The 24964-nt window shown below is 73.1% G+C and carries 25 protein-coding genes; 9 read left to right on the top strand and 16 right to left on the bottom strand.

Annotated elements, in window-relative coordinates; genetic code table 11:
* The first annotated feature begins 60 nt into the window (after positions 1–60).
* On the top strand, positions 61–549 hold the full coding sequence (locus I601_RS06725; RefSeq protein WP_068107619.1) for a glutathione peroxidase: 489 nt from the start codon (positions 61–63) through the stop codon (positions 547–549).
* A gap of 169 nt (positions 550–718) precedes the next feature.
* Here the strand turns inward: I601_RS06725 and I601_RS06720 are convergent, their stop codons facing one another.
* The 4 genes from I601_RS06720 to I601_RS06705 are packed head-to-tail and all read right to left on the bottom strand — an operon-like array spanning position 719 to position 4720.
* The gene (locus I601_RS06720; RefSeq protein WP_068107617.1) at positions 719–1501 is read right to left on the bottom strand and encodes an SDR family NAD(P)-dependent oxidoreductase; all 783 of its coding nucleotides are present in this window, start codon (positions 1499–1501) and stop codon (positions 719–721) included.
* Positions 1498–2451, bottom strand: coding sequence for an SDR family oxidoreductase (locus I601_RS06715; RefSeq protein WP_068107615.1), 954 nt, complete (start codon positions 2449–2451; stop codon positions 1498–1500). Before I601_RS06715 ends, I601_RS06720 begins: the two co-directional genes overlap by 4 nt.
* On the bottom strand, positions 2448–3365 hold the full coding sequence (locus I601_RS06710) for a bile acid:sodium symporter family protein (protein ID WP_068107613.1): 918 nt from the start codon (positions 3363–3365) through the stop codon (positions 2448–2450). Before I601_RS06710 ends, I601_RS06715 begins: the two co-directional genes overlap by 4 nt.
* Positions 3362–4720: a flavin-containing monooxygenase gene (locus I601_RS06705; RefSeq protein WP_068107611.1), complete on the bottom strand. Its 1359-nt coding sequence runs from the start codon at positions 4718–4720 to the stop codon at positions 3362–3364. Before I601_RS06705 ends, I601_RS06710 begins: the two co-directional genes overlap by 4 nt.
* A gap of 135 nt (positions 4721–4855) precedes the next feature.
* On the opposite strand from I601_RS06705, the gene I601_RS06700 reads away from it, so the two are divergent.
* Complete coding sequence (locus tag I601_RS06700; protein WP_068107609.1) at positions 4856–5848, top strand: AraC family transcriptional regulator; 993 nt, start codon at positions 4856–4858, stop codon at positions 5846–5848.
* On the opposite strand, the gene I601_RS06695 is transcribed toward I601_RS06700, so the two are convergent.
* Positions 5833–6555 carry a hypothetical protein gene (locus I601_RS06695; protein ID WP_157519937.1) on the bottom strand — a complete coding sequence of 241 codons (723 nt, stop codon included), beginning with the start codon at positions 6553–6555 and terminating at the stop codon, positions 5833–5835. The genes I601_RS06700 and I601_RS06695 overlap by 16 nt on opposite strands.
* A 77-nt stretch (positions 6556–6632) precedes the next feature.
* On the opposite strand from I601_RS06695, the gene I601_RS06690 reads away from it, so the two are divergent.
* A complete protein-coding gene (locus I601_RS06690; RefSeq protein WP_068107604.1) occupies positions 6633–7133 on the top strand; it encodes an inorganic diphosphatase in 501 nt (166 codons plus the stop codon).
* Between the two features lie 18 nt (positions 7134–7151).
* Here I601_RS06690 and I601_RS06685 read toward each other — a convergent pair whose 3' ends face one another.
* Complete coding sequence (locus I601_RS06685) at positions 7152–8039, bottom strand: LLM class flavin-dependent oxidoreductase (RefSeq protein WP_068107602.1); 888 nt, start codon at positions 8037–8039, stop codon at positions 7152–7154.
* A 168-nt stretch (positions 8040–8207) separates the two neighbouring features.
* Here I601_RS06685 and I601_RS06680 point away from each other — a divergent pair, with 168 nt between their 5' ends.
* Positions 8208–8495, top strand: coding sequence for an excalibur calcium-binding domain-containing protein (locus I601_RS06680; protein ID WP_068107600.1), 288 nt, complete (start codon positions 8208–8210; stop codon positions 8493–8495).
* 73 nt (positions 8496–8568) lie between these two features.
* On the opposite strand, the gene I601_RS06675 is transcribed toward I601_RS06680, so the two are convergent.
* From I601_RS06675 to I601_RS06665, 3 genes are all read right to left on the bottom strand, one after another.
* A complete protein-coding gene (locus I601_RS06675; protein ID WP_068107598.1) occupies positions 8569–10722 on the bottom strand; it encodes a RecQ family ATP-dependent DNA helicase in 2154 nt (717 codons plus the stop codon).
* Positions 10723–10866: 144 nt separating this feature from the next.
* Positions 10867–12834 (bottom strand): M13 family metallopeptidase, encoded by a 1968-nt coding sequence (locus I601_RS06670; RefSeq protein WP_068107597.1) that lies wholly within the window; start codon positions 12832–12834, stop codon positions 10867–10869.
* Between the two features lie 193 nt (positions 12835–13027).
* On the bottom strand, positions 13028–13360 hold the full coding sequence (locus tag I601_RS06665; RefSeq protein ID WP_068107594.1) for a hypothetical protein: 333 nt from the start codon (positions 13358–13360) through the stop codon (positions 13028–13030).
* 61 nt (positions 13361–13421) lie between these two features.
* Between I601_RS06665 and I601_RS06660 the strand changes: the two genes are divergently transcribed.
* A complete protein-coding gene (locus I601_RS06660; protein WP_068107592.1) occupies positions 13422–13718 on the top strand; it encodes a putative quinol monooxygenase in 297 nt (98 codons plus the stop codon).
* Positions 13719–13746: 28 nt separating this feature from the next.
* On the opposite strand, the gene I601_RS06655 is transcribed toward I601_RS06660, so the two are convergent.
* Positions 13747–14721, bottom strand: coding sequence for an NADPH:quinone oxidoreductase family protein (locus I601_RS06655; protein WP_068107590.1), 975 nt, complete (start codon positions 14719–14721; stop codon positions 13747–13749).
* A gap of 47 nt (positions 14722–14768) precedes the next feature.
* Between I601_RS06655 and I601_RS06650 the strand changes: the two genes are divergently transcribed.
* Positions 14769–15620, top strand: coding sequence for an alpha/beta hydrolase fold domain-containing protein (locus I601_RS06650; RefSeq protein WP_218917763.1), 852 nt, complete (start codon positions 14769–14771; stop codon positions 15618–15620).
* 17 nt (positions 15621–15637) lie between these two features.
* On the opposite strand, the gene I601_RS06645 is transcribed toward I601_RS06650, so the two are convergent.
* Positions 15638–16927: a M15 family metallopeptidase gene (locus tag I601_RS06645; RefSeq protein ID WP_068107588.1), complete on the bottom strand. Its 1290-nt coding sequence runs from the start codon at positions 16925–16927 to the stop codon at positions 15638–15640.
* Between the two features lie 111 nt (positions 16928–17038).
* Entirely contained in the window at positions 17039–18448 is a 1410-nt protein-coding gene (locus I601_RS06640) for an MFS transporter (RefSeq protein ID WP_068114499.1), read from the bottom strand.
* Between the two features lie 23 nt (positions 18449–18471).
* Here I601_RS06640 and I601_RS06635 point away from each other — a divergent pair, with 23 nt between their 5' ends.
* The gene (locus tag I601_RS06635; protein ID WP_068107586.1) at positions 18472–19362 is read left to right on the top strand and encodes a GTP-binding protein LepA; all 891 of its coding nucleotides are present in this window, start codon (positions 18472–18474) and stop codon (positions 19360–19362) included.
* Positions 19363–19392: 30 nt separating this feature from the next.
* Here the strand turns inward: I601_RS06635 and I601_RS06630 are convergent, their stop codons facing one another.
* The 3 genes from I601_RS06630 to I601_RS21965 all read right to left on the bottom strand — a co-directional run bounded on the left by I601_RS06630 (position 19393) and on the right by I601_RS21965 (position 21771).
* Complete coding sequence (locus tag I601_RS06630) at positions 19393–19965, bottom strand: TetR/AcrR family transcriptional regulator (RefSeq protein ID WP_237089574.1); 573 nt, start codon at positions 19963–19965, stop codon at positions 19393–19395.
* A 65-nt stretch (positions 19966–20030) separates the two neighbouring features.
* Complete coding sequence (locus I601_RS06625; protein ID WP_237089573.1) at positions 20031–20180, bottom strand: ferredoxin; 150 nt, start codon at positions 20178–20180, stop codon at positions 20031–20033.
* Between the two features lie 10 nt (positions 20181–20190).
* Positions 20191–21771, bottom strand: a complete 1581-nt coding sequence (locus I601_RS21965) for an alkane 1-monooxygenase (protein ID WP_472459233.1) — start codon at positions 21769–21771, stop codon at positions 20191–20193.
* A 188-nt stretch (positions 21772–21959) separates the two neighbouring features.
* Between I601_RS21965 and I601_RS06615 the strand changes: the two genes are divergently transcribed.
* Positions 21960–22763: a hypothetical protein gene (locus I601_RS06615; protein WP_068107582.1), complete on the top strand. Its 804-nt coding sequence runs from the start codon at positions 21960–21962 to the stop codon at positions 22761–22763.
* 28 nt (positions 22764–22791) lie between these two features.
* Here the strand turns inward: I601_RS06615 and I601_RS06610 are convergent, their stop codons facing one another.
* Positions 22792–24129: an NAD-dependent malic enzyme gene (locus I601_RS06610; RefSeq protein ID WP_068114495.1), complete on the bottom strand. Its 1338-nt coding sequence runs from the start codon at positions 24127–24129 to the stop codon at positions 22792–22794.
* 180 nt (positions 24130–24309) lie between these two features.
* Between I601_RS06610 and I601_RS06605 the strand changes: the two genes are divergently transcribed.
* On the top strand, positions 24310–24903 hold the full coding sequence (locus tag I601_RS06605) for a TetR/AcrR family transcriptional regulator (RefSeq protein WP_218917762.1): 594 nt from the start codon (positions 24310–24312) through the stop codon (positions 24901–24903).
* The last annotated feature ends 61 nt before the right edge of the window (positions 24904–24964 follow it).

The following is a 24964-nucleotide window of genomic DNA, read 5'->3' as shown; positions in this document are numbered from 1 at the left end:
CCGCACGACGCTAGCCGCCGGCACCGACGCTGCCGGGGTCGGTGCACATAGGCTCGCGCCATGAGCATCCTCGACGAGCCCCTGGCCCGCCTCGACGGCACCACCGGCACCCTGCGCGACCTCACCGGCGGGCGCGCCGCGCTGCTGGTCAACGTCGCCAGCCGCTGCGGCCTGACCCCGCAGTACACCGGCCTCGAAGCGCTGCACACGACGTACGCCGGGCGCGGGTTCACCGTGGTGGGGGTGCCGTCCAACCAGTTCGGCGGCCAGGAGCCCGGCTCGGCCGAGGAGATCGCCACCTTCTGCTCGGCGACGTACGGCGTGACCTTCCCGATGAGCGAGAAGGTCGAGGTCAACGGCGCGTCGCGGCACCCGGTCTACGAGGAGCTGACCTCGGTGCCGGACCAGGACGGCGAGGCCGGCGACGTGAAGTGGAACTTCGAGAAGTTCCTGATCGCCGCAGACGGCGCGGTCGTGGCCCGCTTCGGCCCGGCGGTCGCCCCCGACGACCCGCGGCTGGTCAGTGCGGTCGAGGCCGTCTGCGGCTGAGGCCCCTCTCGCCCCGGGCGTGGGATCCTGAGTGCCGTTTGGTCACCAACGACAACAAATGAGCCCTCTGCGGTGCCGTTTGGTCACCAACGGCAGTCCGCCAAGGCCGATTCCACCACCGCGAACACCCCCGGAGCCACCGGAGCCACCCGGGACCGACGACCGGAGGCTAGCGCAGGTCGTCGGCGAACCGGCGACGCACCTGGGCCTGGTAGACCGAGGGGGCGAGGCGCCACAGCAGGCTCGCGGCGACGGTGCCGCGGTCGGGGAACAGTCGGCGGCGACCCGCCCACAGCGCGGCGTCGACCTGGACGGCGGTCTCCTCGGCGGAGCGCAGCCGCCCGACGGTCGAGCGGGCCCGCCCGGTGGGGCGGCCGTCCTCGCCGAGCGCGTGCTCGTCGATCGGGGTGTCCAGGAACGAGGGGTGCACCATCAGCACCCGCACGCCCTGCGGCTCCAGCTCGAGCCGCAACACCTCGAAGAACTGGGTGAGGGCCGCCTTGGCGGCGCTGTAGGCGGCCCGCCCGGGCACCGGCATCCAGCCCGCCATCGAGGAGATGCACACCACCGTGCCGCCGCCGGCACGCAGCAGCGGGAGGGCGGCCAGGGTCAGCTCGACCGGCCCCTGCCAGTCCACCGCCATCACGGTGCGGAAGACCGCGGGGTCGGTGCGGTAGGCGGGGCTGCGGTGGGTGATCCCGGCGTTGTTGACCAGCACGTCGAGACGTCCGAAGCGCTGCTGGGTCGCCTCGACCAGGCGGGCCAGGTCGGCGGCGTCGGTGACGTCGACGGTCAGGGCGAGCACCCGGTCGGGGTCCAGGTCGGCGGCCCGCGCGGCCAGCGCGGCACCGTCGATGTCGGCGAGCACCAGGTCGTGGCCGGCGGCGTACCAGTGCCGTGTCAGCGCCCACCCGAGCCCCGAGGCGGCCCCGGTGACCAGCAGGACGCTCACGGCAGCGCCATCCCGCGGGCCCGCGCGAACCCCTCGAGCACCTCGAGGGTGCTGCGCTGCGGCACGTAGCCGAGCTCCTCCTTGAGCCGTCGGTTCGACAGGACCGGGCGGTAGCGCAGGAACGCGACCTGCTCGGGCCCGACCGGCCGCCCGCGCCAGCGCTGCACCTGCAGCCCGGCGCGCACCAGCGGCACCGGCAGCGCCAGCAACGGCTTCCCGAGCCGTTCGGCGATCTCGGCCATCGTCAGTGCGCCGTCACCGGCGAGGTTGTAGATGCCGGTGCGGTCCTCCGCGACACCCTTCTCGAGCACCGCGAGCACGTCCTGGTCCCAGATCAGCACGAACGGCGACGGGCTGCCGCGCAGCGCGACCACCCGCGACCCGCTGAACAGGCCGGTGATCTGGTTGTCGGTGGTGTCGCCCAGCACCGTCCCGGGGCGCAGCACCAGCTGGCGCAGTCGCGGGTGCGACGCGCGGTAGCCGGCGAGCAGCTCCTCCACCTGGCGCTTGTGGTCGCTGTAGGCGAACTCGGGGTTGCCGCGCAGCGGGTCGTGCTCGTCGAGCCACGCCGGGTTGTCGGGGTGGTAGCCGTAGGCCGCGCCCGAGCTGGTGACGGTGAGGTGGTCGACCCCGGCGCCCAGGCAGGCCTCGACGACGTTGCGGGTCCCGTTGACGTCGATGTCGAAGTCGCGGGCCCGGTCGCGCGAGGCGACCAGCACCGACGCCAGGTGCACCACGTGGGTGGCACCGAAGTCGCGCAGCGTCTGGACCAGCCCCGGGTCCCGCACGTCGCCCTGGCGCAGCTCGAAGCCGGGCTGCCCGGACTCCCGGGCCACCTCGGCGGGGTCGCGCACGTCCAGCCCCACCACGGCGTACGACGCCGCGAGACGCTCGGCGAGCTGTCGGCCCAGGTAGCCGGCCGCCCCGGTCACCACGATCCGGCGGGTCACGGCGCCACCGCCTCCGCCCGGCGGACCGGGTCGTCCTCGGGCAGCGGGATCCGCGACCAGACCTGCGCCAGGGTGAGCCCGGAGACCAGGTGCCACACGCCCCAGAAGGCCGCGACCAGCAGCGCGCCGCCGAGCTCGGGGAAGAACGTGAACGCGATGACCAGCCCGAGACCGGAGTTCTGGATGCCGACCTCGAGGGTGACCGCGCGGCGGTCGCTGACCGGCATCCGCAGCGAGCGGGCGATCCCCTGGCCCAGCAGCAGCGCCAGCGCGTTGTGCCCGACCACGACCCAGAAGAAGGTGCCGATCTGGTCGAGGAACAGGTCGAGGTTGTTGCCGAAGGCGATCGCGACGAAGGCCAGGAAGACCACCATCGAACCGATCCTCCACGGCTTCTCGCTCCGCGCGGCGAACCCCGGGAAGCGCGAGCCCAGCGTCATCCCCAGCGCCATCGGCAGCGCGAGCACGAGCAGCACCAGCAGCAGCAGGTCGACCCGGTCCAGCGAGATGTCGGTCATCAGGTCGCGGGTGCGCGGGTTGAGGGTGCCGTAGAGCGCGAAGTTGAACGGGGTCAGCACGGTCGCGGCCAGGCTCGAGACGGCCGTCATGGACACCGACACCGCGACGTTGCCGCGCGCCAGCCAGGTCAGGATGTTGGAGAAGGAGCCGCCGGGGCAGGCGGCGACCAGCATCATCCCGAGCGCCACCTCGGCGCTGACCGGGAGCAGCCAGGCGGCCAGGCAGGTGCCGGCGGGCAGCAGCACGAACTGCGCCACCAGCCCGGCGGCGGGCGCCTTGGGCGCCTTGATGATGCGCACGAAGTCGGCGGGGCGCAGGGTCAGCGCGACGCCGAACATCATCAGGCCGAGCAGGATGTTGAGCAGGGTCAGGTCGGGCAGCGCGATCTCGGTCATGCCGACACCTGCGCGGCGTCTACCCGGCCGGCTCCGACCGGGTCGGCCGGCAGCTCCTCGAGGTGCGCCGAGAGCGCGTCGAGGTAGGTCTGCTTGTCGACGTAGTAGGCCATCCGGGCCAGCGGCAGGTAGTGGTAGCCGCCGTCCTCCCGCTCGCGGGAACGTTCGCGCCGCGCCCGGTCGAGCGCCGCGGTGGCACCGGTGCCCGCGCGGCGGTGGGCCAGGTAGCGCGCGACCAGCAGCGCCTGCTGGTTGCGCCCCTCCCAGCCCAGTCCGGTCGCCTCGACCATGCCCATCACGAACAGGTCATCGCGCTCGGGGTGGAAGACGTTGAGATAGAGCTGCGGCGCGTCGGCGTCGGCGGGCCAGGCCAGGTCGGAGCGGTCGAGGAAGGGGTAGTCCAGCTCGTAGCCGGTGGCCAGCAGCAGCACGTCGTACTCCGCGCTCTCGCCGTCGCCGAAGGTGACCCGCCGGCCCTCGATCGCCGCGATGTCGCGCCGGGCGGTGATGTCGCCGTGCCCGAGGTGGTGCAGCACCAGCGAGTTCACCACCGGGTGCGACTCGTAGAGCCGGTAGTCGGGGTCGGGCAGGCCGTAGTCGCTGGGCCTGCCGACCAGGGCGCGGATCAGCGCGGCGTCGACGCGCTGCTTGACCGCCCGCGGCAGCCGCAGCTTCCCACCGAGGGTGTCGATGGGCCGCCCGGCGACGAACTTGGGCAGGAAGTGGTAGCCGCGGCGCACGCTGAGGTCGACGCTGCGGGCGTGGTGCACGGCGTCGACGGCGATGTCGGCGCCGGAGTTGCCGCAGCCCACCACGAGCACCCGCTGGTCGGTGAACGCCGACGGTGAGCGGTACTGCGAGGAGTGCAGGACGGTCCCGGTGAACTCCCCCGGCAGCCCGGGCACCCGCGGGGTGTGCAGGGTGCCCGAGGCCACGAGCAGGCCCTCGAAGACCCGGGTCCGCTGCGCACCGTCGTGCTCGGTGACCAGCTCCCAGCCGTGCGCGTGCGGCCGCGCCGAGACCACCCGGGTGCCGAGCTCGTAGTGGCGGCGCAGGTCGAAGCGGTCGGCGTACCCGGCGAGGTAGTCGCGCACCTCGCGGTGGTGCGGGTACGCCGCGCCGGCGTCGTCCATGGGGTGCTCGGCGAACTCGGTCATGTGCCGCGAGGAGATCAGGTGCGCGCTGTCGTACATGGTGGAGTGCGGGTTCTCGATGTCCCACAGCCCGCCCACGTCGGTGTGCAGCTCGATGCCGGTGACCGGCAGCCCGGCCCGGGCCAGGTTGCGCACGCAGGCCAGTCCCATCGGCCCGGCGCCGATGACGGCGTACCCGTGCGTGTCCCCGCTCGTGCTCATGTGCGTCCTCCCCGGCCGACGCCCCGGGAGTGGGGGTGGCGTGATCCCCGTCACCCTAGGGGTGCCGGGGACCGCGCGCCCGGCCGTTCGGGACGCCCCCACCGGCAATCCGGGACGAGCAGGGATGATCGGGCCATGAGCCTCCCGGCCGGCCGCGACGTCACCGCGCAGTACGCGCACGCGCTGCTGCAGGCCGCGCAGGAGACCGGGATCGCGCTCGACGAGGGCCTGGTCGCGCGGGTGCAGGGCGCCCACCGGGTGCCGTTGGCCTGGCAGGACGAGCTCTGGGAGGACTACTGCATCGGGGCCGCCGACCCGCTGGCCGGGCTGCGGCTGGGGCTGCGGATGCAGGTCGGCCACCTCGACAGCGCCGGGATGCTGCTGGTCACCTGCGCCACCCTGGGCGAGGCGCTCGAGGAGCTGACGGCGTACGCGCCGGTGATCGGGGCCGGGTCGTTCGCGCTGCGCCGCGACGAGGACCACGCGGACGCCCAGGTGCACGTCGACTTCGAGCACGACTTCGCCGTGCGCCCCCTGGAGCGGGTCGAGGCGGCGCTGACCACGCTGCTGCACCTGGCCCGGTGGGCCACCGGGGGTCGCATCCGCGCGTCCGCGCTGGAGTTCGCGCACGCCGCGCCCGGTCCCGATCCCGCCCACGCCGCCGTGCTCGGCGTACCCGTGCACTTCGATGCACCGCGCAGCGCCCTGGTCCTCGCCGCCGACCAGCTCGACCTCCCCCTGGTGCAGGCCAACGAGGCGCTGCGCGACCACCTGCGCGAGCTCGCCGACCGGACGCTGGCCCAGCTCGGCGACCAGGACCTGGCGGTGCGGGTGCGGCAGGTGGTGATCGCGCACCCCGACTGGAGCAGGGACCGGGTCGCCGACCACCTGGGGCACAGCGCCCGGCACCTCAACCGGCTGCTGGCCGAGGAGGGGCTGAGCTTCTCGGCCGTCCGGGAACGCACGCTCGAGCAGCTCGCCGTGCGCGCGCTCGAGCAGGGCGAACGGGTCGGCGACGTGGCGGTACGCCTGGGCTACTCCGACGAGACCGCGTTCACCCGGGCGTTCCGCCGCTGGCGCGGCCGCACGCCCGGCCAGGAACGGCAGCGGGCTCAGGTCGGGCGGTAGCCCTCGGGCTCGGAGGCCCCGTTGCCCTGGCCGAACCAGTCCAGCCAGCGGTCGTCGGGGATCGCCCGCCCGGCCGCGTCGTACGCCGCGCTGGTGCGCAGGCCGACCGCGGGGTCGGTGACCACCGCGCGCACCAGGTCGACGAGCTCCTCGGTCTGCTCCACGTCGTCCGCCTCGGCCTCCCCCTCCTCACCGGGAACGAACGGGCCGTAGGCCAGGACGAACACGGCGACGTCGTCGCGGCGCCCGACCGCGCCGACGTAGCCCGGGTCCTCCTCGGGCGAGCCCGCCTCGCGCAGGAGCACGTAGGACGTGCCATCGATGACGTCCTCCTCGCACCCCTCGGCGAAGCCGGAGCAGTCCGTGAGGTCCTCGACCTGGGGGTCGGCGCCCGGGGGTGAGACCACGACGCGCACGTGCGTGTTGTCGCCCACCGCCCGGTCGAAGGCGAGCTCGGTGCCGATCGCGGCGCGGGGCAGCCCATCGCCCCTGAAGAGCGGCGCGGCCGCCGCGGCTTCGCGGCCCAGGTGCTCCTCGACGGCTGCGGCCAGGGCCCGCTCGGTGGTCTCCACGGCCGTCGGGCCGGGTCCTGCCTCGGGTGCGCCGCTCGGGTCGGGATCGGGGTCGTCGGAGCAGGCCGACGCCCCGGTCAGGACGAGACCGGCGAGCAGGCCGGCGAGCAGGCGGTGCGATCCCCGAGAAGGCATGCCCGGCAGGCTACTGCGCGGCGGCCCCGAGGGCGGGTGGGATCGCTGCGGGCGGGTGCGGGCTACGGTCGATCACCATGAGCATCGACGAGGACAGGGACCAGCTGCACCGGGACGGACGCTGCGACGTCGTGGTGGAGATCCCCCGAGGCAGCCGCAACAAGTACGAGGCGTCCGAGGACGGCGAGATCTGGTTCGACCGGCGGCTCGGCGGTCCGGCCGGCTTCCCCGGCGACTACGGCTACGTCATTGGCTCCGACGGCGAGGACGGCGACGCCCTCGACGCGCTGGTGCTCCTCGAGGAGGCCACCTTCCCCGGTGTCCACATGCGTTGCCGGGTGATCGGGGCGTTCGCCCTGCAGGTCGGCGACATCGCGGAGACCAAGCTCATCGTCGTCCCCGAGACCGACCACCACGCCGACCACCTGCAGGACCTCACGGACCTGCCGCCGGCGTTCCTCGACGAGCTCGGGGCCTTCTTCACCGCCTACCGGATGCTCGAGACGGTGTCCGTGTCGGTGGGTGAGCGCCTCGACCGGGCCGCCGCCCTGGACGTCCTGGTCGCCGGCCAGGGCTGAGCGTGGTGCTCCCGGGGCTCAGCCCCTGAGCCGGGGCAGCACGTCGGCGGCCACCTGTTCCAGCACCTGCTCGTCGCCGGCGTAGGGCTGGTCGGGGCGGGGCCAGTGGGTGACGACGTCGGTGAAGCCGAGCTCGGCGGCCCGGCCCACGGTCTCCTCGAAGGCACCCACGCTGGACAGCGCGAACCCGCCGACGTCCCAGCGGGCCTTGTCGGTGTCGGCCAGCAGGTAGCGGGGCAGCTCCGCCGGGTCGCGCCCGGCGGCGACCAGCGCCTCCTCGTAGGTGTCGCGCGAGCGGGCCAGGCCGGCGTACCAGTCGGGCATCGTGGTGGCGCCCGCCGGGCCGGTGGTCACCCACCCGTCGCCGACGCGGGCCGAGAAGCGCAGCGAGCGGGGGCCGTTGGCCGCGACCAGGAACGGCGTACGCCGCAGCGGCGGCAGGGTCCGCGCGTCGCGGGTGGCGAACCAGCGCCCGTCGGCGTCGACGTGGTCCTCGTCGCGCAGCCGCGCCAGCAGGGTGACGAACTCCTGGAACCGGTCGACCCGCTCCCCGGTGCTCAGCTCCTCGGCCCCGAGCACGTGGGCGTCGCGGTCGCCCCCGACGCCGAGCCCGAGCAGCACCCGACCGTCGGCGATGCCCTCGAGCGCCTGGACGTCGCGCAGGAACGGGTAGGGGTGACGGAAGTTCGGCGCCGCCACCAGCGTGCCGAGCCGGATCCGGCTGGTGGTGGCCGCGACGGCCGCCAGCGTCGGCAGCGCGCCGGTCCAGGGGCTCTCCGGCAGCCCGCCCCACACCAGGTGGTCGTAGGTCCAGGCGTGGTCGAAGCCCATCTCCTCCGCCGCCCGCCACCGCGGCGCGGCCTCCGCCCACGGCAGGTCGGTCAGGATCGTCAGCCCGAGTCGCATGGCCCGACCCTAGTCCCGCGGCCCCGACCACGCGGCGTGCCGAGCGGTGGGCTGGCAACCACTTCCGGCTCGGCGACGGTTGTCAGCTCACCGCCCCCGTCACGGGCTCGATGCGGCGTCGTCGAGACTTCGGCCCCGCAGTCCGCGCGCGGGCGGTACCTTCCGCTCATGAAGACCACCACCCGGGCCGCCGCAGGCGCCCTCATGGCCCTCGCCCTCCTGGCCGCCCCCGTCCTGGTGACCAGCGCGCAGGCGCACACGACCGGGATCCACGACAACTGCACCAACCTCAACAAGAAGTGGAAGCACGGCGTGGGCCGCGCGAACGCCGTCGACAAGACGTCCGGCAAGAAGGTCACGAACTTCTACCGCAACACCAAGGCCTACAACGAGGCCATCAACCACAACGGCACCCTGGACCGCGACAAGGACGGCATCGCCTGCGAGAAGGCCTGAGCCTCGCGTGCCCCAGGACGTCATGCGGGCGGGACGTACCCCGGTGCGGGACGCATGACGTCCCGGGCGAGCATCAGCCGGAGACGCCCAGGACCAGCGGGCGCACCGCGGTGGCGCCGGCCCGGCGGATCGCCCGGGCGGCCATGGTGAGGGTCCAGCCGGTGTCGACCAGGTCGTCGACGAGCAGCACCGAACGACCCTCCAGCGCGCCGGGGTCGGCCTGCAGGTCGAAGCGGCGCCCGACGGCGGCGACGCGCTGGGCGGAGTTCATCGACCCCTGACCCGGCACGACGTTGGGGTCGACGACCGCCCACAGACCCAGCAGCGGCACGCCCAGGTAGCGGGAGAGGCCGTCGGCCAGGCTGTCGACCAGCTCGCCGCGGCGCACCGACTGCACCGAGACGATCGCGTCGACCGGCGGACGCCAGTCGTTGAGCACCTCGATCACGGCCTGCACCAGCGGCACCGGGACGGGCGCGTCGACAGGGCCCTCGGGCCGCTCGCGGAAGATCTCGCGCAGCGCCTGGCCGTAGCCCAGGTCGGTCAGGCGGGCCACGGCACGACCCTCCTCGGCGCCGCCGTCGGAGATCTTGCCCTTGAGCTCGATGCCGAGCCGGTCCATCCCGGTCGGCCACATCTTGCGCGGCGCCACCGGGACGCCGGGACGGGCCAGGCGGGCCTGGGCCTCCTCGATGGCGGCGGCCGAGATCTCGCTCGACAGGCTCAGCCCGCCACAGTTGTCGCAGCGCCCGCACGCCTGCGCCTCCGGGTCGTCGAGCTGGGCGCGCAGGAAGAGCATCCGGCACTGGTCGGTGCGCAGGTACTCCAGCATCGCGTCCTGCTCGCGCTGGCGGGCCTCGCTGACCCGGCGGTAGCGCGCCTCGTCGTAGGTCCACGCCTGCCCGGTCGACTCCCAGCCGCCGCGCACGCGACGTACGGCGCCGTCGACGTCGAGCACCTTGAGCATCGTCTCGAGGCGGGTGCGGGTGAGCTCGACACGGGTCTCCAGGGCGGGCGTGCTCATCGCGCGGCCCTCCTCGGCGAGCACCGCCAGCGTCTCGCGCACCTGCTCCTCGCGTGGGAAGGCCAGGGAGGCGAAGTAGGCCCAGATGTCGCGGTCCTCGATCGCCGGCAGGAGCACCACCGTGGCGGACTCGCTGCGCGCGTCGAGGCCACGCCCGGCACGACCGACCTGCTGGTAGTAGGCCACCGGGGAGCTCGGAGCCCCGAGGTTGACCACGAACCCGAGGCTGGCGTCGAAGCCCATCCCGAGCGCCGAGGTCGCGACCAGGGCCTTGACCTTGCCGGAGGCCAGGTCGCCCTCGAGCGCCTGGCGCTCGGTGGTCTCGGTCTGCCCGGAGTACGCCGCCACGTCGTGACCGCGGCTGCGCAGGTAGTCGGCGACCTCCTGGGTCGCGGCGACGGTGAGGCAGTAGACGATGCCCGACCCGGGCTGCTCGGCGAGGTGGTCGGCCAGCCACGCGAGGCGCTGGTCGGCGGTCTTGAGGTGCACCACGCCCAGGCGCAACGACTCGCGGTCCAAGGACCCGCGCAGCACCAGCACGTCGGTGCCGAGCTGCTGCTGGACGTCCTCGGTGACGCGCTGGTTGGCGGTCGCGGTCGTCGCCAGGACCGGGATGCCCTCGGTGAGGTCGTCGAGCAGGGTGCGGATGCGTCGGTAGTCGGGGCGGAAGTCGTGGCCCCAGTCGGAGATGCAGTGCGCCTCGTCGACCACCAGCAGCCCGCAGGTCGCGGCGAGCCGGGGCAGCACCTCGTCGCGGAAGCCGGGGTTGTTCAGCCGCTCGGGGCTGACCAGCAGCACGTCGACCTCACCGGCCTGGATGGAGCGGTGGATCGGCTCCCAGTCGCCGATGTTGGTGGAGTTGATCGTCACCGCCCGGATGCCGGCGCGCTCGGCGGCCTGGATCTGGTTGCGCATCAGCGCGAGCAGCGGGCTGACGATCACCGTCGGCCCCGCCCCGCGCTCGCGCAGCAGCAGGGTGGCCACGAAGTACACCGCCGACTTGCCCCAGCCGGTGCGCTGCACGACCAGGGCCCGGCGCCGGTCGACGGCGAGCGCCTCGATGGCCGACCACTGGTCCTCGCGCAGCACCGCGTCGTCGCGCCCGACCAGGGCCCGCAGGTGTGCCTCGGCCGACGCGCGTGCCTGGGCGCGGTCGACGGTGGGGGCGGGGGTCGCTGCAGGGGTCGCTGCGGGGGACGTCATGGCGCCTGTCTACCAGCGCGCACCGACCGAGCAGGACCCCGCGGCCCTCGCCTGTGGACGACGCCGCTCGGGCGCGGCGCCCCGGACGTCATACGCTCGGGAGGAACGGACGTCCCGCCCGCATGACGTCCCGCGGCGGGCGGTTCACCAGATGCGGACCCGCTCGCTCGGGTCGAGCCACAGCCCGTCGCCCTCCTGGGTCTCGAAGACCTCGTGGAACTCGTCGAGGTTGCGCACGATGTTGGCCCGGAACTCCGGCGGCGAGTGCGGGTCGATGGTGAGGTACTGCGCCTCCTGCTCCTTGCGGCGCTTGGTGCGCCACACGTAGGCCCAGTTGGTGAACAGGGTGCGCCGGTCCTCGACCGAGGCCTGCCCGTCGGTGGAGATCAGGTAGGCGTGGTGGGCGATGGTCAGTCCGCCGAGGTCGCCGATGTTCTCGCCGACGGTCAGGGCGCCGTTGACGCTCTCCCCGGGCAGGGCGCGCGGCTCGAAGGCGTCGTACTGCTCGATGAGGGTCTTGCTCTTCACCTCGAAGGCGGCCTTGTCGTCGGCGGTCCACCAGTCGTTGAGGTTGCCCTGGCCGTCGTACTGCGCGCCCTGGTCGTCGAAGCCGTGGCCGATCTCGTGGCCGATGACCGCGCCGATGCCGCCGTAGTTCTCGGCCGGGTGCGCGTCGGGACTGAAGAACGGGGCCTGCAGGATGCCGGCCGGGAAGCAGATCTCGTTGGTGCCGGGGTTGTAGTAGGCGTTGACCGTCTGCGGCAGCATGAACCACTCGTCACGGTCGACCGGGGCGCCGATCTTGGCGACCTGGCGGTCGGTCTCGAAGGCGGAGGCCGCGGCGACGTTGCCCATCAGGTCGTCCTGGGTGACCTGGAGCGCCGAGTAGTCCCGGAACGTCTCGGGGTAGCCGATCTTGGGACGGAAGGTCGCGAGCTTCTCGTAGGCGCGCTTCTTGGTCTCCTCGGTCATCCAGTCCAGGCGCGAGATCGAGACCCGGTAGGCCGCGAGCAGGTTGGCGACCAGGTCGTCCATCATCTGCTTCGAGCGCGGCGGGAAGTGCCGCTCGACGTACACCCGCCCGACCGCCTCGCCCAGCGCACCCTCGACCAGCGCGACGCCGCGCTTCCAGCGCGCTCGCAGCTCGGGGGTGCCGTTGAGGGTGCGGCCGTAGAAGTCGAAGTTGGTCTCGACGAGGTCGTCGGTGAGGTACGCCGCGGTGGCGCGCAGCACGTGGCTGAGCAGCCAGTCGCGCCACTGCTCGACCGGCACCTCCTGCAGCACCGTCGAGAGGTGCTCGAAGTACGACGGCTGGCGCACGCAGGCCTCACCCAGCACGTCGGCCGCGGTGCGGGTGGAGGCGGTGAGGTTCTTGATGTAGACGTCGAAGTCGAAGCCCGGGCACATCTCCTGCAGCTCGGCCAGGGTGCGCAGGTTGTAGGTCTTCTGCACGTCGCGGGTCTCGGCCCGCTCCCAGTGGCCCTTGGCCAGCCGGGTGTCGATGTCGAGGATGGTGCGGGCCGCGGCCTCGGGGTCGCCGTGGCCGCCGAGGCCCAGCAGCCGGGTCAGGTAGGCGACGTACTTCTCGCGGGTCTCGGCGTGCTTGTCCTCGCGGTAGTAGGACTCGTCGGGCAGCCCGAGCCCGCCCTGGACCAGGTGGAAGAGGTAGCGGTCGGAGTCCTTGTCGTCGGTGTCGACATAGGAGCCGAACAGCCCGTGCCCGCCGATGCGCTCGAACTCGCCGAGGAACGCCGCCAGGTCGCGCACGTCGCGCAGGTTGGCGGCCGCGTCGAGCAGCGGCTGCACCGGCTCCAGGCCCTTCGCGGCGATCGCCTCGGTGTCCATGAAGGAGGCGAAGAGGTCGCCGATCTTGCGGGCGTCCTCGTCGGGAGCCGACCGGTCGGGCGCGGTCGCCAGCCCCGCCAGGTCGGTGATGATGTCGCGGACCTGTGCCTCCGCCGCGTCGGCGAGCTGCACGAAGGGGCCCCAGCTCGAGCGGTCGGACGGGATCTCGGTCTCCGCCAGCCAGCGCCCGTTCACGTGGCCGAACAGGTCGTCCTGGGGGCGGGTGTCGGGGTCCATGCCCGGGCGGGCGTCGTCAAGGATGCTCACGGCCGCGACCCTAGCCGCCGACTCCCCGCCTGCAGGGGTGGCTTCGCGCAGGGCGAACAGATCCGCGCCCGCTCCGCTCGCCAGGTCGACGGCATGCCGTTGGTGACCAAACGGCGTCTCCGGGGGTCACTTTGTTGTCGTTGGTGACCAAACGGCACCCAGAAATACCCCTGCGGGCGAGGCCGCGGAGGCCTCAGCCTGCGGCTTGGTCGATGGCGGCGCGCACCGACATCACCACGGTCTCGGGGTCGACGCCGTCGCGGGCGGCGAGCTCGGCGACCAGGCGGCGCACGACGAGCATCACCCCACCCATCAGCGGGGAGATGTCGAGCTCGAGCTCCTCGCTCTCGTCGTCCATCATCAGCTCGACGGCGCCGATCTCGAGCAGGTGCCCGAAGGCCAGCTCGACGGGGTTGGTGCCACAGGGCACGAGATCGGGGTCGGCCTCGGCGGCGACGACCCCGTCGAGGATGACGTGGCCGGCGCGGCGCAGCCGCTCCTCAGGGTCCAGCACGGGCTCGTCCACGCCCCCATCATCGCCGGTCGGGGGGATGGCCACCGGCAGCCCCGCCCAGTAGGTTCGCCGGATGAGCGAGAACCTGCACGTCGTGGCCACCATCCCCACCGACCCCGCGCAGGGCGACGCCGTGCGCGCCGGGCTGAACGAGCTGGTCGCCGCGACCCGCGCCGAGGAGGGCAACGTCTCCTACACCTGCTACGAGTCCGCGGCGGCGCCCGGCACGTTCGTGATGGTCGAGGAGTGGGCCAGCCAGGAGGCGATGGACGCGCACATGACGACCCCGCACATGGCCAAGGTGTTCGACGTCCTCGGCCCCGCGCTGGCCGGCGACGTCGCCATCCACCCGCTGCGCCCGATCGGCTGAGTCCGGCCGCCAGGTCAGCGGCGGCGGGTCAGCGGACCCGCACCACGCCCTTGCCCAGGGTGCGCCGCTCGTCCATGTCGACCAGCGCGCGCCCGAAGTCCTCGAGGTCGTACGACGCTCCGACGGGCGGGCGGATCGTGCCGGCCTCCATCATCGGCACGAGCTCGGCCCACTGCTGCTCCATGTAGCCGGGGCGCATCATGGCGTAGGCGCCCCAGCCGACGCCGCGCACGTCGACGTTGTTGAGCAGCAACCGGTTCACCTTGACCTCGGGGATGCCCTGCCCGGCGGCGAAGCCGACCACGAGCAGGCGGCCCTGGGGCGCGAGCACCCGCAACGAGTCGGTGAACGCGTCGCCGCCGACGACGTCCATCACCACGTCCACACCGACCCCGCCGGTCAGGTCCTTGACCGCGTCCTTGAACCCGTCGAGCAGCACCGCCTCGTCGGCCCCGGCGTCCAGCGCCACCCGGCGCTTCTCCTCGGTGGAGCAGACTGCGATGGTGCGGGCGCCGTACCCCTTCGCGACCTGGATGGTCGCGGTCCCGACGCCGCCCGCGGCGCCGTGCACGAGCACGGTCTCGCCGGCGCGCAGGTTGCCGCGCTCGGCGAGCGCGAACTGGGCGGTGAGGTAGTTCATCGGCAGCGCCGCGCCCTGCTCGAGGCTCAGCGACTCCGGCAGCACGAAGGTGGAGACGGCCGGGTTGGCGACCAGCTCGGCGGCCCCGCCGTACGGCGCCACCCCGGCGACCCGGGTGCCGGGCGCCAGGTCGGCGCGGCCCTCGGGCCCGCGCACCACGACGCCGGCGAAGTCGACGCCCAGGGTGAACGGCGGGTCGGGACGCAGCTGGTACTCCCCCCGACTGAGCAGCAGGTCCGGGAAGGACGTGCCGACGGCGTGCACCTCCACCAACACGTCGTCGGGGCCGGGGACCGGCTCCGCGACGTCGTTGATCTGGAGGTGCTCGGGACCGGTGGTGTCGACGACCTGGACTGCGCGCATGGCGCCACCGTAACCATCCGGTCGGCCCGCCGGTCCGAAGGAGGGTTGTGCGACCCGCCCAACGTCTCCAGGCCACACTGCTGCACGCCACCGCGCGCTTCACCGTGCGCTACGGCGAACAGCTGCGCTTCGCCGGCTCCGAGCTGCCCCGGCCCCGCAGGCTGCAGGTGCCGACCCGGCACGGCTCGGTCACCGTGTGGGAGTACGCCGCCCCGGCGCTGCGCGGGCACGACGACACCCCCGTCCACGTGCACCTGCACGGCGGCGCCTGGCTGATGCGGCACCCGTTCATGGACGACTGGTGGTGCCGCTACCTGGCCGCGACCGCCGGCGTCCGGGTGCTCAACGTCGACTTCCGCACCGCCCCGTACGCCGTCTACCCGCTGGCCCAGGAGCAGTCCCACGACGTGGCGGCCTGGGCCGCCACCTCGGCAGCGGTGTCGGTGGGCGGCTTCTCCTCCGGCGGCGGGATGGCCGCCGCGGTGTGCCTGATGGCGCGCGACACCGGATCGTTCACGCCGCGGCTGCAGGTGCTCGGCGTGCCCGCGCTCGACCTGGCCACCGAGGTGCTGCCCGGGACCGGGGCGATCTCGGCATCGCTGCGGACGCTGGTGCGAGCGGCGTACTTCCCCGACCCGATGACCCGCAGCGAGCCCTACGCCTCACCGCTGCTGGCGCCGTCCCTGGCCGGGCTGCCCCGGGCGCTGGTGCTGACCGCCGAGCGGGACGCACTGCGCCGCGACGGTGACGACTACGCGGTGCGGCTGCGTGACGCCGGTGTCGGCGTCTGGCACGACGTCACGCCGGGCGCCGACCACTACTTCCTGACCGAGGACCCGGCCCGGGCCCGCACCACGATGGCGCGGATGGCCGCCGAGGTGGCGGCGGCGCTGGCCTGAGACCTGCGTGACCAGGCTCAGCGGACGTCGACGATGCGCACGGCCTCGAAGTGCATCGGGTCGGTGTAGCGCCAGTCGCCACCCCAGCCGAAGCCCCACCTCTTGAAGATCGCGACCACGGTGCGGTCCATCTCGCCGACGGTGCCGCGCAGGTTGCCCGGCACGTTGAAGTCGAGCGCCAGGCCGAAGGAGTGGTTGGACAGCGTCGTGGAGCCCGCGATGAAGCGCGGGTAGTAGCACCCGGCGTACTCGTCGGGGTGGATCTCGTCGGCGAGGCCGGTCTCGACGACCTCGCGCAGCGCCGCCGTGAGCTGCGGGATGATCGCCTTGTTGCAGCGCACCGAGCCGAGGATCGGCACCTGGGCGGTGGTGATGTTGGCCTGCTCCCAGGCAGGCTCGGGGGCGATCCGGCCGCCGCCGAGCACCGTGTAGTTGAAGACGCCGACGGCCGAGGAGACCGAGCCGACCACGAACGCGGTCTGCTTGGCGTTGATGTCGAGGCCGTAGCGGGCGACCGAGTCGAGGCGCTGCACGGAGGTCTGCTTCGGCAGCAGCCTGCTGAGCGGACCCACCACCTTGTCGGGGGCCACGATCCCGGTGGACACCAGGAGCGCGTTGCCGGGCTCGGCGCCGAGCTCGGCGCCCCACTTGTCGTTGACGACCGCGTCGACCGCGTTCTCGATCTGGGGGGCCAGCGCGCCCAGGTGCACCTCGGGGCTGCCGGGGTCCAGGGCGAGGAAGCCGTCCTTGTCGACGGGCAGCTTCTTCTGCAGCTCGGGGCTGATCGCCAGCTCGCCCCCGGCGACGCGGTCCCAGACCTCGCGGGTCTGGGGCACCTGGCCAGGGGTGAAGCGGCGGTACGTCGCCGGGTCGACCGCCGCGAGGTTGAGGACCCGGTTCTCGATGCTGATCTGGAGCATGGAGAGCTGCTCGACGTCCTGGACGCCCGGCAGCCGCCGGATCGCGGCCACCGTCTCGTCGGAGATCCCGGCCTGGGTCTGCACCAGGATGTCGGCGGTGCGCGGGAGGTCCTTGAGCCGGCCCGGCGGGTCGACGGCGAAGGCCGGGTCGAGGCCCACGGTGGGCTGCTCGCCACCACCGGAGCCGTCGCCGTCCTCGGAACCGTCCGACCCGTCCTGCCCGGGCGCGGTGGAGGCGTCGGTGGGGTCCGGGGCGGCGGCGGTCGCGCCGGCCTCCGCGCCGGAGGTCGGCTCGTCGGCGCCCGAGCCGCCGCAGGACGCCAGCAGGAGCGCGAGCACCAGCGCCACGCCGGGCGTCGTACGACGCCACCGACCCGCTCGCCTCATGGCGTGCTCCTCCCCGGGCTCGCCCCAGCGCGGCCCAGCGCCAGCCTAGGCGGTGGGGTGCCACCCCCCACCGCGAATCCGGCACCCGGTCGACGCGGGCCCCGGCCCCCGTCAGCGGTTCGGGTCGAGCGCCGTGCGCGGGATCGTGAACCACGACAGCACCCCGCCGAGCACCAGCAGCCCCGCGCAGGCGAGCACGACCAGCGTCCAGGCGGGATCGAGGGCTGCGGGGTCGGCGTACTCGTCGCCGCCGAGGCCGACCAGGCTCGGCACCGCCGCGACGGCGAGCAGCCCGCCGGCGCGCGAGACCGCGTTGTTGACGCCGCTGGCGATCCCGGCGTGGTCGTCGGGCGCCGCGGCGAGCACGGTCGCGGTCAGGGTGGCCACCAGCAGCGCCAGCCCGAGCGCGAACACGACCATGCCCGGCAGCACCGCGACGACGTACGCCGCCTCCCCGGCGCCGAGCAGCAGCAGCGCGCCGGCCGCCATCACCAGCGGGCCGAGCGTGAGCGGCAGCCGAGGACCGATCCGGGCGCCGAGGGCCCCGCCGCGCCCGGCGAGCAGGAGCATCACCAGCGGCAGGGGCAACGTGGCCAGCCCGGCCACCAGCGGACCGTCGCCGCCCACCACCTGGAGCTGCAGCGGCAGCATGAACAGCAGCACCGACAGGGCGCCGTAGACCAGCAGCGTCATCGCGTTGGCGGCCGAGAAGGTCCGGTCGGCGAACACGCCCAGCGCGAGCATCGGGTGGTCCACCCGCGCCTCGACGACCAGGAACCCGGCGCCGGTCACGAGGCCGACCGCCAGCGCCGGCAGCGCCGCCGGGTCACCCCACTGCACCAGCGCGTAGGTGACCCCGGTGAGGGCGAGGGTCGCGAGGACGGCTCCGGGGACGTCGAGGTGCTGCGCGGCGCCGGGGTCGCGGGTCTCGGGCACCGAGCGCGCCAGCCACACGGTGAGGACCGCGAGCGGCACGTTGATCCAGAACACCAGCCGCCAGTCGGCGTACTCGACGAGGAAGCCGCCCACGAGCGGCCCGGCCGCGCCCGCGATCGCACCGAGCCCGGTCCAGGTGCCGATCGCCCGGGCCCGGTCGCGGGGGTCGAACGCTCCCTGGATCATCGAGAGGCTGCCGGGCACCATCAGCGCTGCCGCCACGCCCTGCAGCACCCGGGCCGCGATGAGCACCTCGGCGGTCGGGGCCAGCCCGCACAGCGCCGAGGCGAGGCCGAACCCGACCGTGCCGTGCACGAACACCCGACGCCGGCCCAGCCGGTCGCCCAACGAGCCGCCGAGCAGGATCAACCCGGCGAGCGCCAGGAGGTAGCCGTTGGTGACCCACTGCAGGTCGGTGATGGAGGCGTCGAGGTCGGCACCGATGGTGCGCAGCGCGACGTTGACGACGGTGCCGTCCAGCAGCGACATCGCCGAGCCCAGGGTGGCGGCCGCCACGACCGCCCGGCCGGCCGGCGTGCCCGCCCGCACCCAGGCGGTCGCACCGGAGGATTCCGAGGTCGCCACCACCCCACCTTAGGATCCGCGGGATGTCTCGATCCTCCGCCCAGCGCCTCGACGACGCGCGCCGTGTCGACCAGCGCCTCGTCGACCACGTGGAGCGTCTCGGCGCGGAGCACCCGCCGATCAGCCTGGACTCGGTCGACTTCCACGTCGACGACCCGGCCGTCCTCGAGGCGCGCTTCGGCCACGTGCTCGACTACATGGCCCGCGTCGAGCTCGAGGTCGACCGCAACGTGCTCGAGCTGATGACGATGCTGCCGGACCCGCCGGAGATCGACGTGCGCTTCTACCGCGACGTGTGGCAGCCGCAGGAGACCCAGCACGGCCGGATCCTCGACGAGCTCCAGGTCCGCCTCGGCCGACCACCCGCCGACGCCGACCTCGACTCGCTCGGCACCAAGCTCAAGGTGCTCGGCGCGCTCGGTCACCTCGACGCCGTCCAGGACGTCTCGCGGATGCTCTACTACCTCACCGGCATGGCCACCGAGCGCTCCGCCGTGCTCGCCTACAACCTGCTGCACGACGGGGTCGCCGAGCTCGGCGAGCGGGGCGTCGCGGAGACGATCATCGCCCCGATCCGGCGCCAGGAGCCGGGCCACTACGCCTTCTACCAGCTCTCCGCGCGTGGACTCTGGTCCCAGCTGGCCCCGTGGCAGCGGTGGCTGGTGCGGCACCTGCGCCGGCTCTCGTTCGCCCCGGTCGGCGCCAACAACGATGCCCAGAAGGCCGACTTCGGCGACCTGATGGCCACGCTCGGCATCGGCGAGGACTCCGACTTCAGCGCCCAGATCGCCCGAGTCGAGATGGAGCTGCTGTGGGCGCGCGGCCAGGGGATGACGGTGCCCGACTACGTCGCCCGCGCCTTCCGCGAGGCCCGCGAGCTGGCCGTCGTACGCGCGTCGGGGTCTGCTGCCTGAGCCTGGTGCTTCACCTCCCGGCCAGCCGGCTCAGCCCAGCACCCGCGCCACGATCCAGGCGACCTGGTCGGCGGTGCGCTCGGCCGGGCCGGAGGGCTGCATCACGTGGCTGAGCACGACGCGCACCACCATGTCGATGGTGGCGTCGACCTGCTCGGCGGGCAGGGCGACGTCGTAGGGCGCGATCCGCTCCACGATGACCGCCTTGGCCGCGCTGAGCAGCGACCCGGCGTGGGTGGTCAGCAGCGGGAGCAGCTCGGTGTCGGCGCCGTGGGTGGCGGAGACGACCGCGTGCAGCAACGGGTTGCTGGGGGCGACCTCGAGGACGGCCCGCGAGGACCCCCGGATCGCCTCGACGAGGTCGTCGGGGTGCTCGTCGAAGGCGAGGGTGACGGTGGCCAGGAAGCGGTCGAGCTCGCGCAGGATCATCGCCTCGGCCAGCCCGGCCTTGGTGCCGACCTCGTTGTAGACCGTCTGGCGCGAGACGCCGACCTCGTCGGCCAGGCGCGCCATCGTCACCTTGGACCAGCCCGTCTCGGTGGTCAGCCGCACGGCCGCATCGACGACGCGGTCGCGCATGGTCGGCTGGCCCACGGTGCTCACGCCCCCGAGTGTAGGAAGTGGGAGCACCGGAGCCGACACCGCTACGGCACCGGCAGCGGCCCCGCTCAGCCCTGCAGGCTCAGCGCGAGCACCGGGCAGGCCTGGACGGCGGCATGCACGTGCGAGCGCCGGGACTCGTCGGGGGACGGGTCCAGCACGTGCATCACCTCGTCGTCGTCGAGCTCGAAGACGTCGCTGGCCATCGCCTCGCACATGCCGAGTCCCTCACACCGGTCGCGGTCCACCTCGATGCGCATCAGGAGACCTCCGCCTCGCGCAGCGCCACGAAGTCGACCTTCTCGCGCACCCCGCAGTCGGGGCAGCACCAGTCGTCGGGGATGTCGGCCCACGCCGTCCCGGCCGCGAAGCCCTCGAGCTCGTTGCCGGCCGCGACCTCGTAGGTGTGGCCGCAGCCCGGGCAGCGCGCCGCGAGCACCTCGTCCTCGTCCTGGTCGGAGGGCACCGTCGCGGGGGGAACGACCGGCCTGTCGAGGGGGGCGGCGGGCGCGCCGGCCACGGGCTGCGGGGCGTGGGGGGCCGGGGGGCCGGGGGGACGGGGTAGCGGGCCAGGATCGCCTCACGCTTGCGCGGGTCCAGGTTGGCGCGGGTCAGGTCGCCGTCGAAGTGGGCCAGGACGCGGGGGTCCATCACCCGGCGCCACAGCGGCGGCACCAGCGCCAGCAGGATCATGCCGGCGTACCCGGTGGGCAGCGTCGGGCTCTCCTCGAAGTCGCGCAGGGTCTGGTATCGACGGGTGGGGTTGGCGTGGTGGTCGCTGTGGCGCTGCAGGTGGTAGAGCAGCACGTTGGTGGCGATGTTGTTGGAGTTCCACGAGTGCGAGGGGTCGACGCGCTCGTAGCGCTGCCGGGTGGCGCTGCCGACCTTCTGCCGACGCATGCCGTAGTGCTCCATGTAGTTGACGACCTCGAGCAGGGAGAGCCCGACGACGGCCTGGACCAGCAGGAGCGGCAGGATCGAGGGCCCCAGCCAGACGAGCAGCGCGCCCCAGAGCACCGCCGACATCGCCCAGGCGTTGAGGACGTCGTTGCCGAGGTGGAAGGGGTGGGTGTCCTTGCGGGCGTAGCGCTTCTTCTCCAGGTGCCAGGCGCTCCTGAGCGACCCCAGGACGGTGCGCGGCCAGAACGCGTAGAAGGTCTCACCGAAGCGGCTCGAGGCCGGGTCCTCCGGCGTGGCCACCCGGACGTGGTGGCCACGGTTGTGCTCGATGTAGAAGTGGCCGTAGAAGCTCTGGGCCAGGGCGATCTTGGAGAGCCAGCGCTCGTTGGCCTCGCGCTTGTGGCCCAGCTCGTGCGCGGTGTTGATCCCGATCCCGCCGATGATGCCGATCGAGAGCGCCAGCCCGACCTTGTCCACGGTGGTGAGCTCGCCGAGGCCGAAGGGGGCACCCTCGGCCATCACGTAGAAGGCACCGATGAAGCCGATGTACTGGATCGGCAGGAACGCGTAGGTGATCCAGCGGTAGTACCGGTCGTTCTCGAGGGCCTCGATGGCGTCGTCGGGCGGGTTGGCCCGGTCGAGGCCGGCGATCAGGTCGATGGCCGGGACGACGCCGAGCACCACGATGGGGCCGATCCAGAACCACACGCCCCAGCCGGTCAGCGCCCACATGCCGCCGGCGACGAAGGCCAGCAGCGGCACGACCAGGCCGATGAGCCACAGGTGGCGCTTGTGGTCGCGCCAGGCCTCCGTCGAGCCCGCAGGCACGGTGGACCGCGCCTCCGGCCCGGTCGGGGAGGTGGTCGGGCGGGACGTCGTGCTCGGTGGTCTCGGGGTGCTGCTGGCCATGGGGAGCCTCCTGCCGGTGACGGGGGTCACGGATACGTGCTTGACAACACCGTAGAGAATGTCAAGCAAATTGACAAGAGGGACACAGTTGTAAAGTTCTTTGCTTTTCTTCCAGGGGGTAGCGCCGGCGTGCCGGTTGCGGTGCACAATGAACGCGCCGTCGTGCCATCGACCAGGAGGAGGCGGACGTGAGCGCTCCCCGACGTCCCCGACCGACCCCGCCTCAGGGATCCGGGGTCCCGTCCGACGAGCTCGAGCCCACCTCCGGGTTCGCCGTGCGCGAGGACCCGGGCCTGCCCGCCGGGATGCTGGAGGCCCTCTACGCCCGCCCCAGCCGCAAGCGCACCGCGCTGGTCGTGCTGCCGGTGCTCGCCGGCCTCGGCGTGGCCGCCTTCGTCGGCGCCAACCTGCTGTGGCCCGGGGACCCCGACCCCGTGGCGACGCCCACCGCGACGTCCGAGGACTCCTCGGCCGACGCACGCTCGGGCAGCGACGAGACGCTGACCTGCTGGGACGGCAAGCCGGCGGCGCGGACGAAGGACTGCGCCCTGCCGACGGGCCGCGCGGGCCTGAGCCACGTCTTCCCGTCGTTCGACCCCGACCGGATGGAGTGCCGCGACGAGCTGGTCGCGAACCCCCAGTACCAGCGCCCGGCGATGTGGACGTGCGAGCAGGAGCTGACCGGCCCCGTCGCCCTCACCTACAGCCAGGTCAGCAGCATCAAGTCGGCTCGCCGCTACTTCGACAAGCTGCACGGGGCGTCCTCCGTCGACGCCGAGGACGGCGACCAGCGGCGTCGCGAGCGCTGGGCCACGGCCCGGCTCACCGGCAGCGAGGGCGCCCGCGAGTTCGCGGGCAGCATCCTGCTGAGCGGCGCGCCGTACGCCGTCACCGTGACCGCCCAGAACCGCGCCGACGTGGGACGCGCCCTCGACACCCTCGTGCAGGTGCGGCCCGTCGACCGGCTTCGCCTGGCCGACCCCGAGGCCTGACCCGTCTCCCGACCTGGCGCCTTCGGGCTCAGCCCTTGATCGCGGCCGCCACCGCGCCCGGCACGTCGGGGTGGAAGACGGTCGGGATGATGAAGCTGGGGTTGAGCTCGTCGTCGTGGACGACGTGCGCGATCGCCTCCGCGGCGCGCAGCATCATCTCGATCGTCACGTTGGAGGCCCGAGCGTCGAGCAGCCCGCGGAAGACACCGGGGAAGGCCAGCACGTTGTTGATCTGGTTGGGGTAGTCCGAGCGGCCGGAGGCCACCACGGCGGCGTACTTCGACGCCTCGGCGGGGTCGACCTCGGGGTCGGGGTTCGCGAGGGCGAAGACGACCGCGTCGTCGGCCATGTCGGCGATCCACTCGGCCTGCAGCACGCCCGGCGCGGAGACCCCGACGAAGACGTCGGCGCCGTGCAGCACGTCGTGGAGGCTCCCACGGCGGCGCTCGCGGTTGGTCCGCGAGGCCAGCTCGCTCATGGCCTCCGAGAGCGTCTCGTCGTCGGCCGCGAGCGCACCGTCCTTGTCGCAGACGATCACGTCGCCGACGCCGGCCGCGAGCATCAGGGTGACGATGGCGGTGCCGGCCGCCCCGGCACCGGCGACGACGACCCGGGCCTGGTCGAGCTGCTTGCCCACCACCCGCAGCGCGTTGGTGAGCGCGGCGAGCACCACGATCGCGGTGCCGTGCTGGTCGTCGTGGAAGACCGGGATGTCGAGGCTCTCGCGCAGCCGGCGCTCGATCTCGAAGCAGCGGGGCGCGGCGATGTCCTCGAGGTTGATGCCACCGAAGCCGGGGGCGATCAGCTCGACGGCGCGCACGATCTCGTCGGTGTCCTGGGTGTCGAGACAGATCGGCCAGGCGTCGATGTCGGCGAAGCGCTTGAACAGCGCCGCCTTGCCCTCCATCACCGGCAGCGCGGCCCCAGGACCGATGTTGCCCAGTCCCAGCACAGCGGAGCCGTCGGTGACCACGGCGACCGAGTTGCCCTTGATGGTCAGGCGCCGCACGTCCTCGGGGTTCTCGTAGAGCGCCATGCAGACCCGCCCGACGCCGGGGGTGTAGGCCATCGACAGGTCGTCGCGGTTGCGCAGCGGCACCTTCGAGCCGACCTCGATCTTGCCGCCGATGTGCAGCAGGAACACCCGGTCGCTGGTGCGGTAGACCTCGACCCCGGGCACCGCCGCCGCGACCTCCTGCAGCTCCTGCGCGTGCTCGGCGTCGCCGGCGGAGCAGGTGACGTCGACGACGAGCCGCTCGTGGCTCGACTCGGCGACGTCGATGGCGGTCACGATCCCTCCGGCGCCGGCGATGGCGGTGGCGACCGCGCCCACCACCCCGTGGTCGGGCGCCGTGTGCAGGCGCATGGTGATCGAGTACGACGAGGTGGTGGCTGACCTGGACACGTGCACACCTTCCGCCCCCCGGGGGGTTACCGGCAAGTCCGGCGCGGCGTGTGACTGCTGCCACAATTCTTTGCACTTTCAAATGAATAGTGCAGACTGCACTCTATGGTTGAAAGTGCAACACCGGCGCGACCCGTGGCGGTGACGAAGCAGCAGCGCACCCGCGCCCGCATCAACCACTGCGCCATGCGCCTGACGATCGACCGCGGCCTGGACGGCTGGACCATGGAGGACCTCGCCGCTGCCGCCGAGGTCTCGCGGCGCACCCTGTTCAACTACTTCAGCTCCAAGATCGACGCCGTCCTCGGCACGATCGGCTCGCCCACCCGGAGCGACGACCCCACCGCGCAGGCCGCCTTCGCCGTCTTCGTCGACCGCGGGCCCACCGGGCGCCTGGTCGATGACGTGGCGGTGCTCGCCGGTCCGATCCTCGCCGACGAGGGCTTCGACCCCGAGAACGTCGCGCTGCGGCGCAGCATGCTGACCTGCTCGACCCGCCTCATCGAGGCGATGCACGAGCACTTCGAGCAGACCGCCGACGACATCGTCGCGCTCATCCTGCAGCGCGAGGGCGCCGGCTTCGGCGAGGAGCGTGCCCACCTGATGGTGCGCCTGCTCGTGGCGGTCTTCGACTCCGCGATGCGTTCCTACCTCGCCACCGACGACCCCGACGGCACCGACCTGGTCGACCTCTTCGTCGCCCACCTGCGCACCGCCGGCGAGCTGCTCGGCTAGCCGCCGCCCAGCGCCGCCGCACCGCCCCTGCCCCACCTGGCACCACCACCCGGCACGACCA

It is taken from the genome of Nocardioides dokdonensis FR1436 (assembly GCF_001653335.1).
Taxonomy (GTDB): domain Bacteria; phylum Actinomycetota; class Actinomycetes; order Propionibacteriales; family Nocardioidaceae; genus Nocardioides; species Nocardioides dokdonensis.
This window is presented reverse-complemented; position numbering and strand designations above follow the sequence as displayed.

Coding starts and splice junctions, on each gene's coding strand:
- I601_RS06695 (WP_157519937.1), bottom strand. CDS start 6,555: ATGCCTTCTCGGGGATCGCACCGCCTGCTCGCCGGCCTGCTCGCCGGT.
- I601_RS06685 (WP_068107602.1), bottom strand. CDS start 8,039: ATGCGACTCGGGCTGACGATCCTGACCGACCTGCCGTGGGCGGAGGCC.
- I601_RS06700 (WP_068107609.1), top strand. CDS start 4,856: ATGAGCCTCCCGGCCGGCCGCGACGTCACCGCGCAGTACGCGCACGCG.
- I601_RS06690 (WP_068107604.1), top strand. CDS start 6,633: ATGAGCATCGACGAGGACAGGGACCAGCTGCACCGGGACGGACGCTGC.
- I601_RS06635 (WP_068107586.1), top strand. CDS start 18,472: ATGTCTCGATCCTCCGCCCAGCGCCTCGACGACGCGCGCCGTGTCGAC.
- I601_RS06660 (WP_068107592.1), top strand. CDS start 13,422: ATGAGCGAGAACCTGCACGTCGTGGCCACCATCCCCACCGACCCCGCG.
- I601_RS21965 (WP_472459233.1), bottom strand. CDS start 21,771: ATGGCCAGCAGCACCCCGAGACCACCGAGCACGACGTCCCGCCCGACC.
- I601_RS06625 (WP_237089573.1), bottom strand. CDS start 20,180: ATGTGCGAGGCGATGGCCAGCGACGTCTTCGAGCTCGACGACGACGAG.
- I601_RS06655 (WP_068107590.1), bottom strand. CDS start 14,721: ATGCGCGCAGTCCAGGTCGTCGACACCACCGGTCCCGAGCACCTCCAG.
- I601_RS06610 (WP_068114495.1), bottom strand. CDS start 24,129: ATGCGCCTGCACACGGCGCCCGACCACGGGGTGGTGGGCGCGGTCGCC.
- I601_RS06710 (WP_068107613.1), bottom strand. CDS start 3,365: ATGACCGAGATCGCGCTGCCCGACCTGACCCTGCTCAACATCCTGCTC.
- I601_RS06645 (WP_068107588.1), bottom strand. CDS start 16,927: ATGAGGCGAGCGGGTCGGTGGCGTCGTACGACGCCCGGCGTGGCGCTG.
- I601_RS06680 (WP_068107600.1), top strand. CDS start 8,208: ATGAAGACCACCACCCGGGCCGCCGCAGGCGCCCTCATGGCCCTCGCC.
- I601_RS06725 (WP_068107619.1), top strand. CDS start 61: ATGAGCATCCTCGACGAGCCCCTGGCCCGCCTCGACGGCACCACCGGC.
- I601_RS06705 (WP_068107611.1), bottom strand. CDS start 4,720: ATGAGCACGAGCGGGGACACGCACGGGTACGCCGTCATCGGCGCCGGG.
- I601_RS06675 (WP_068107598.1), bottom strand. CDS start 10,722: ATGACGTCCCCCGCAGCGACCCCTGCAGCGACCCCCGCCCCCACCGTC.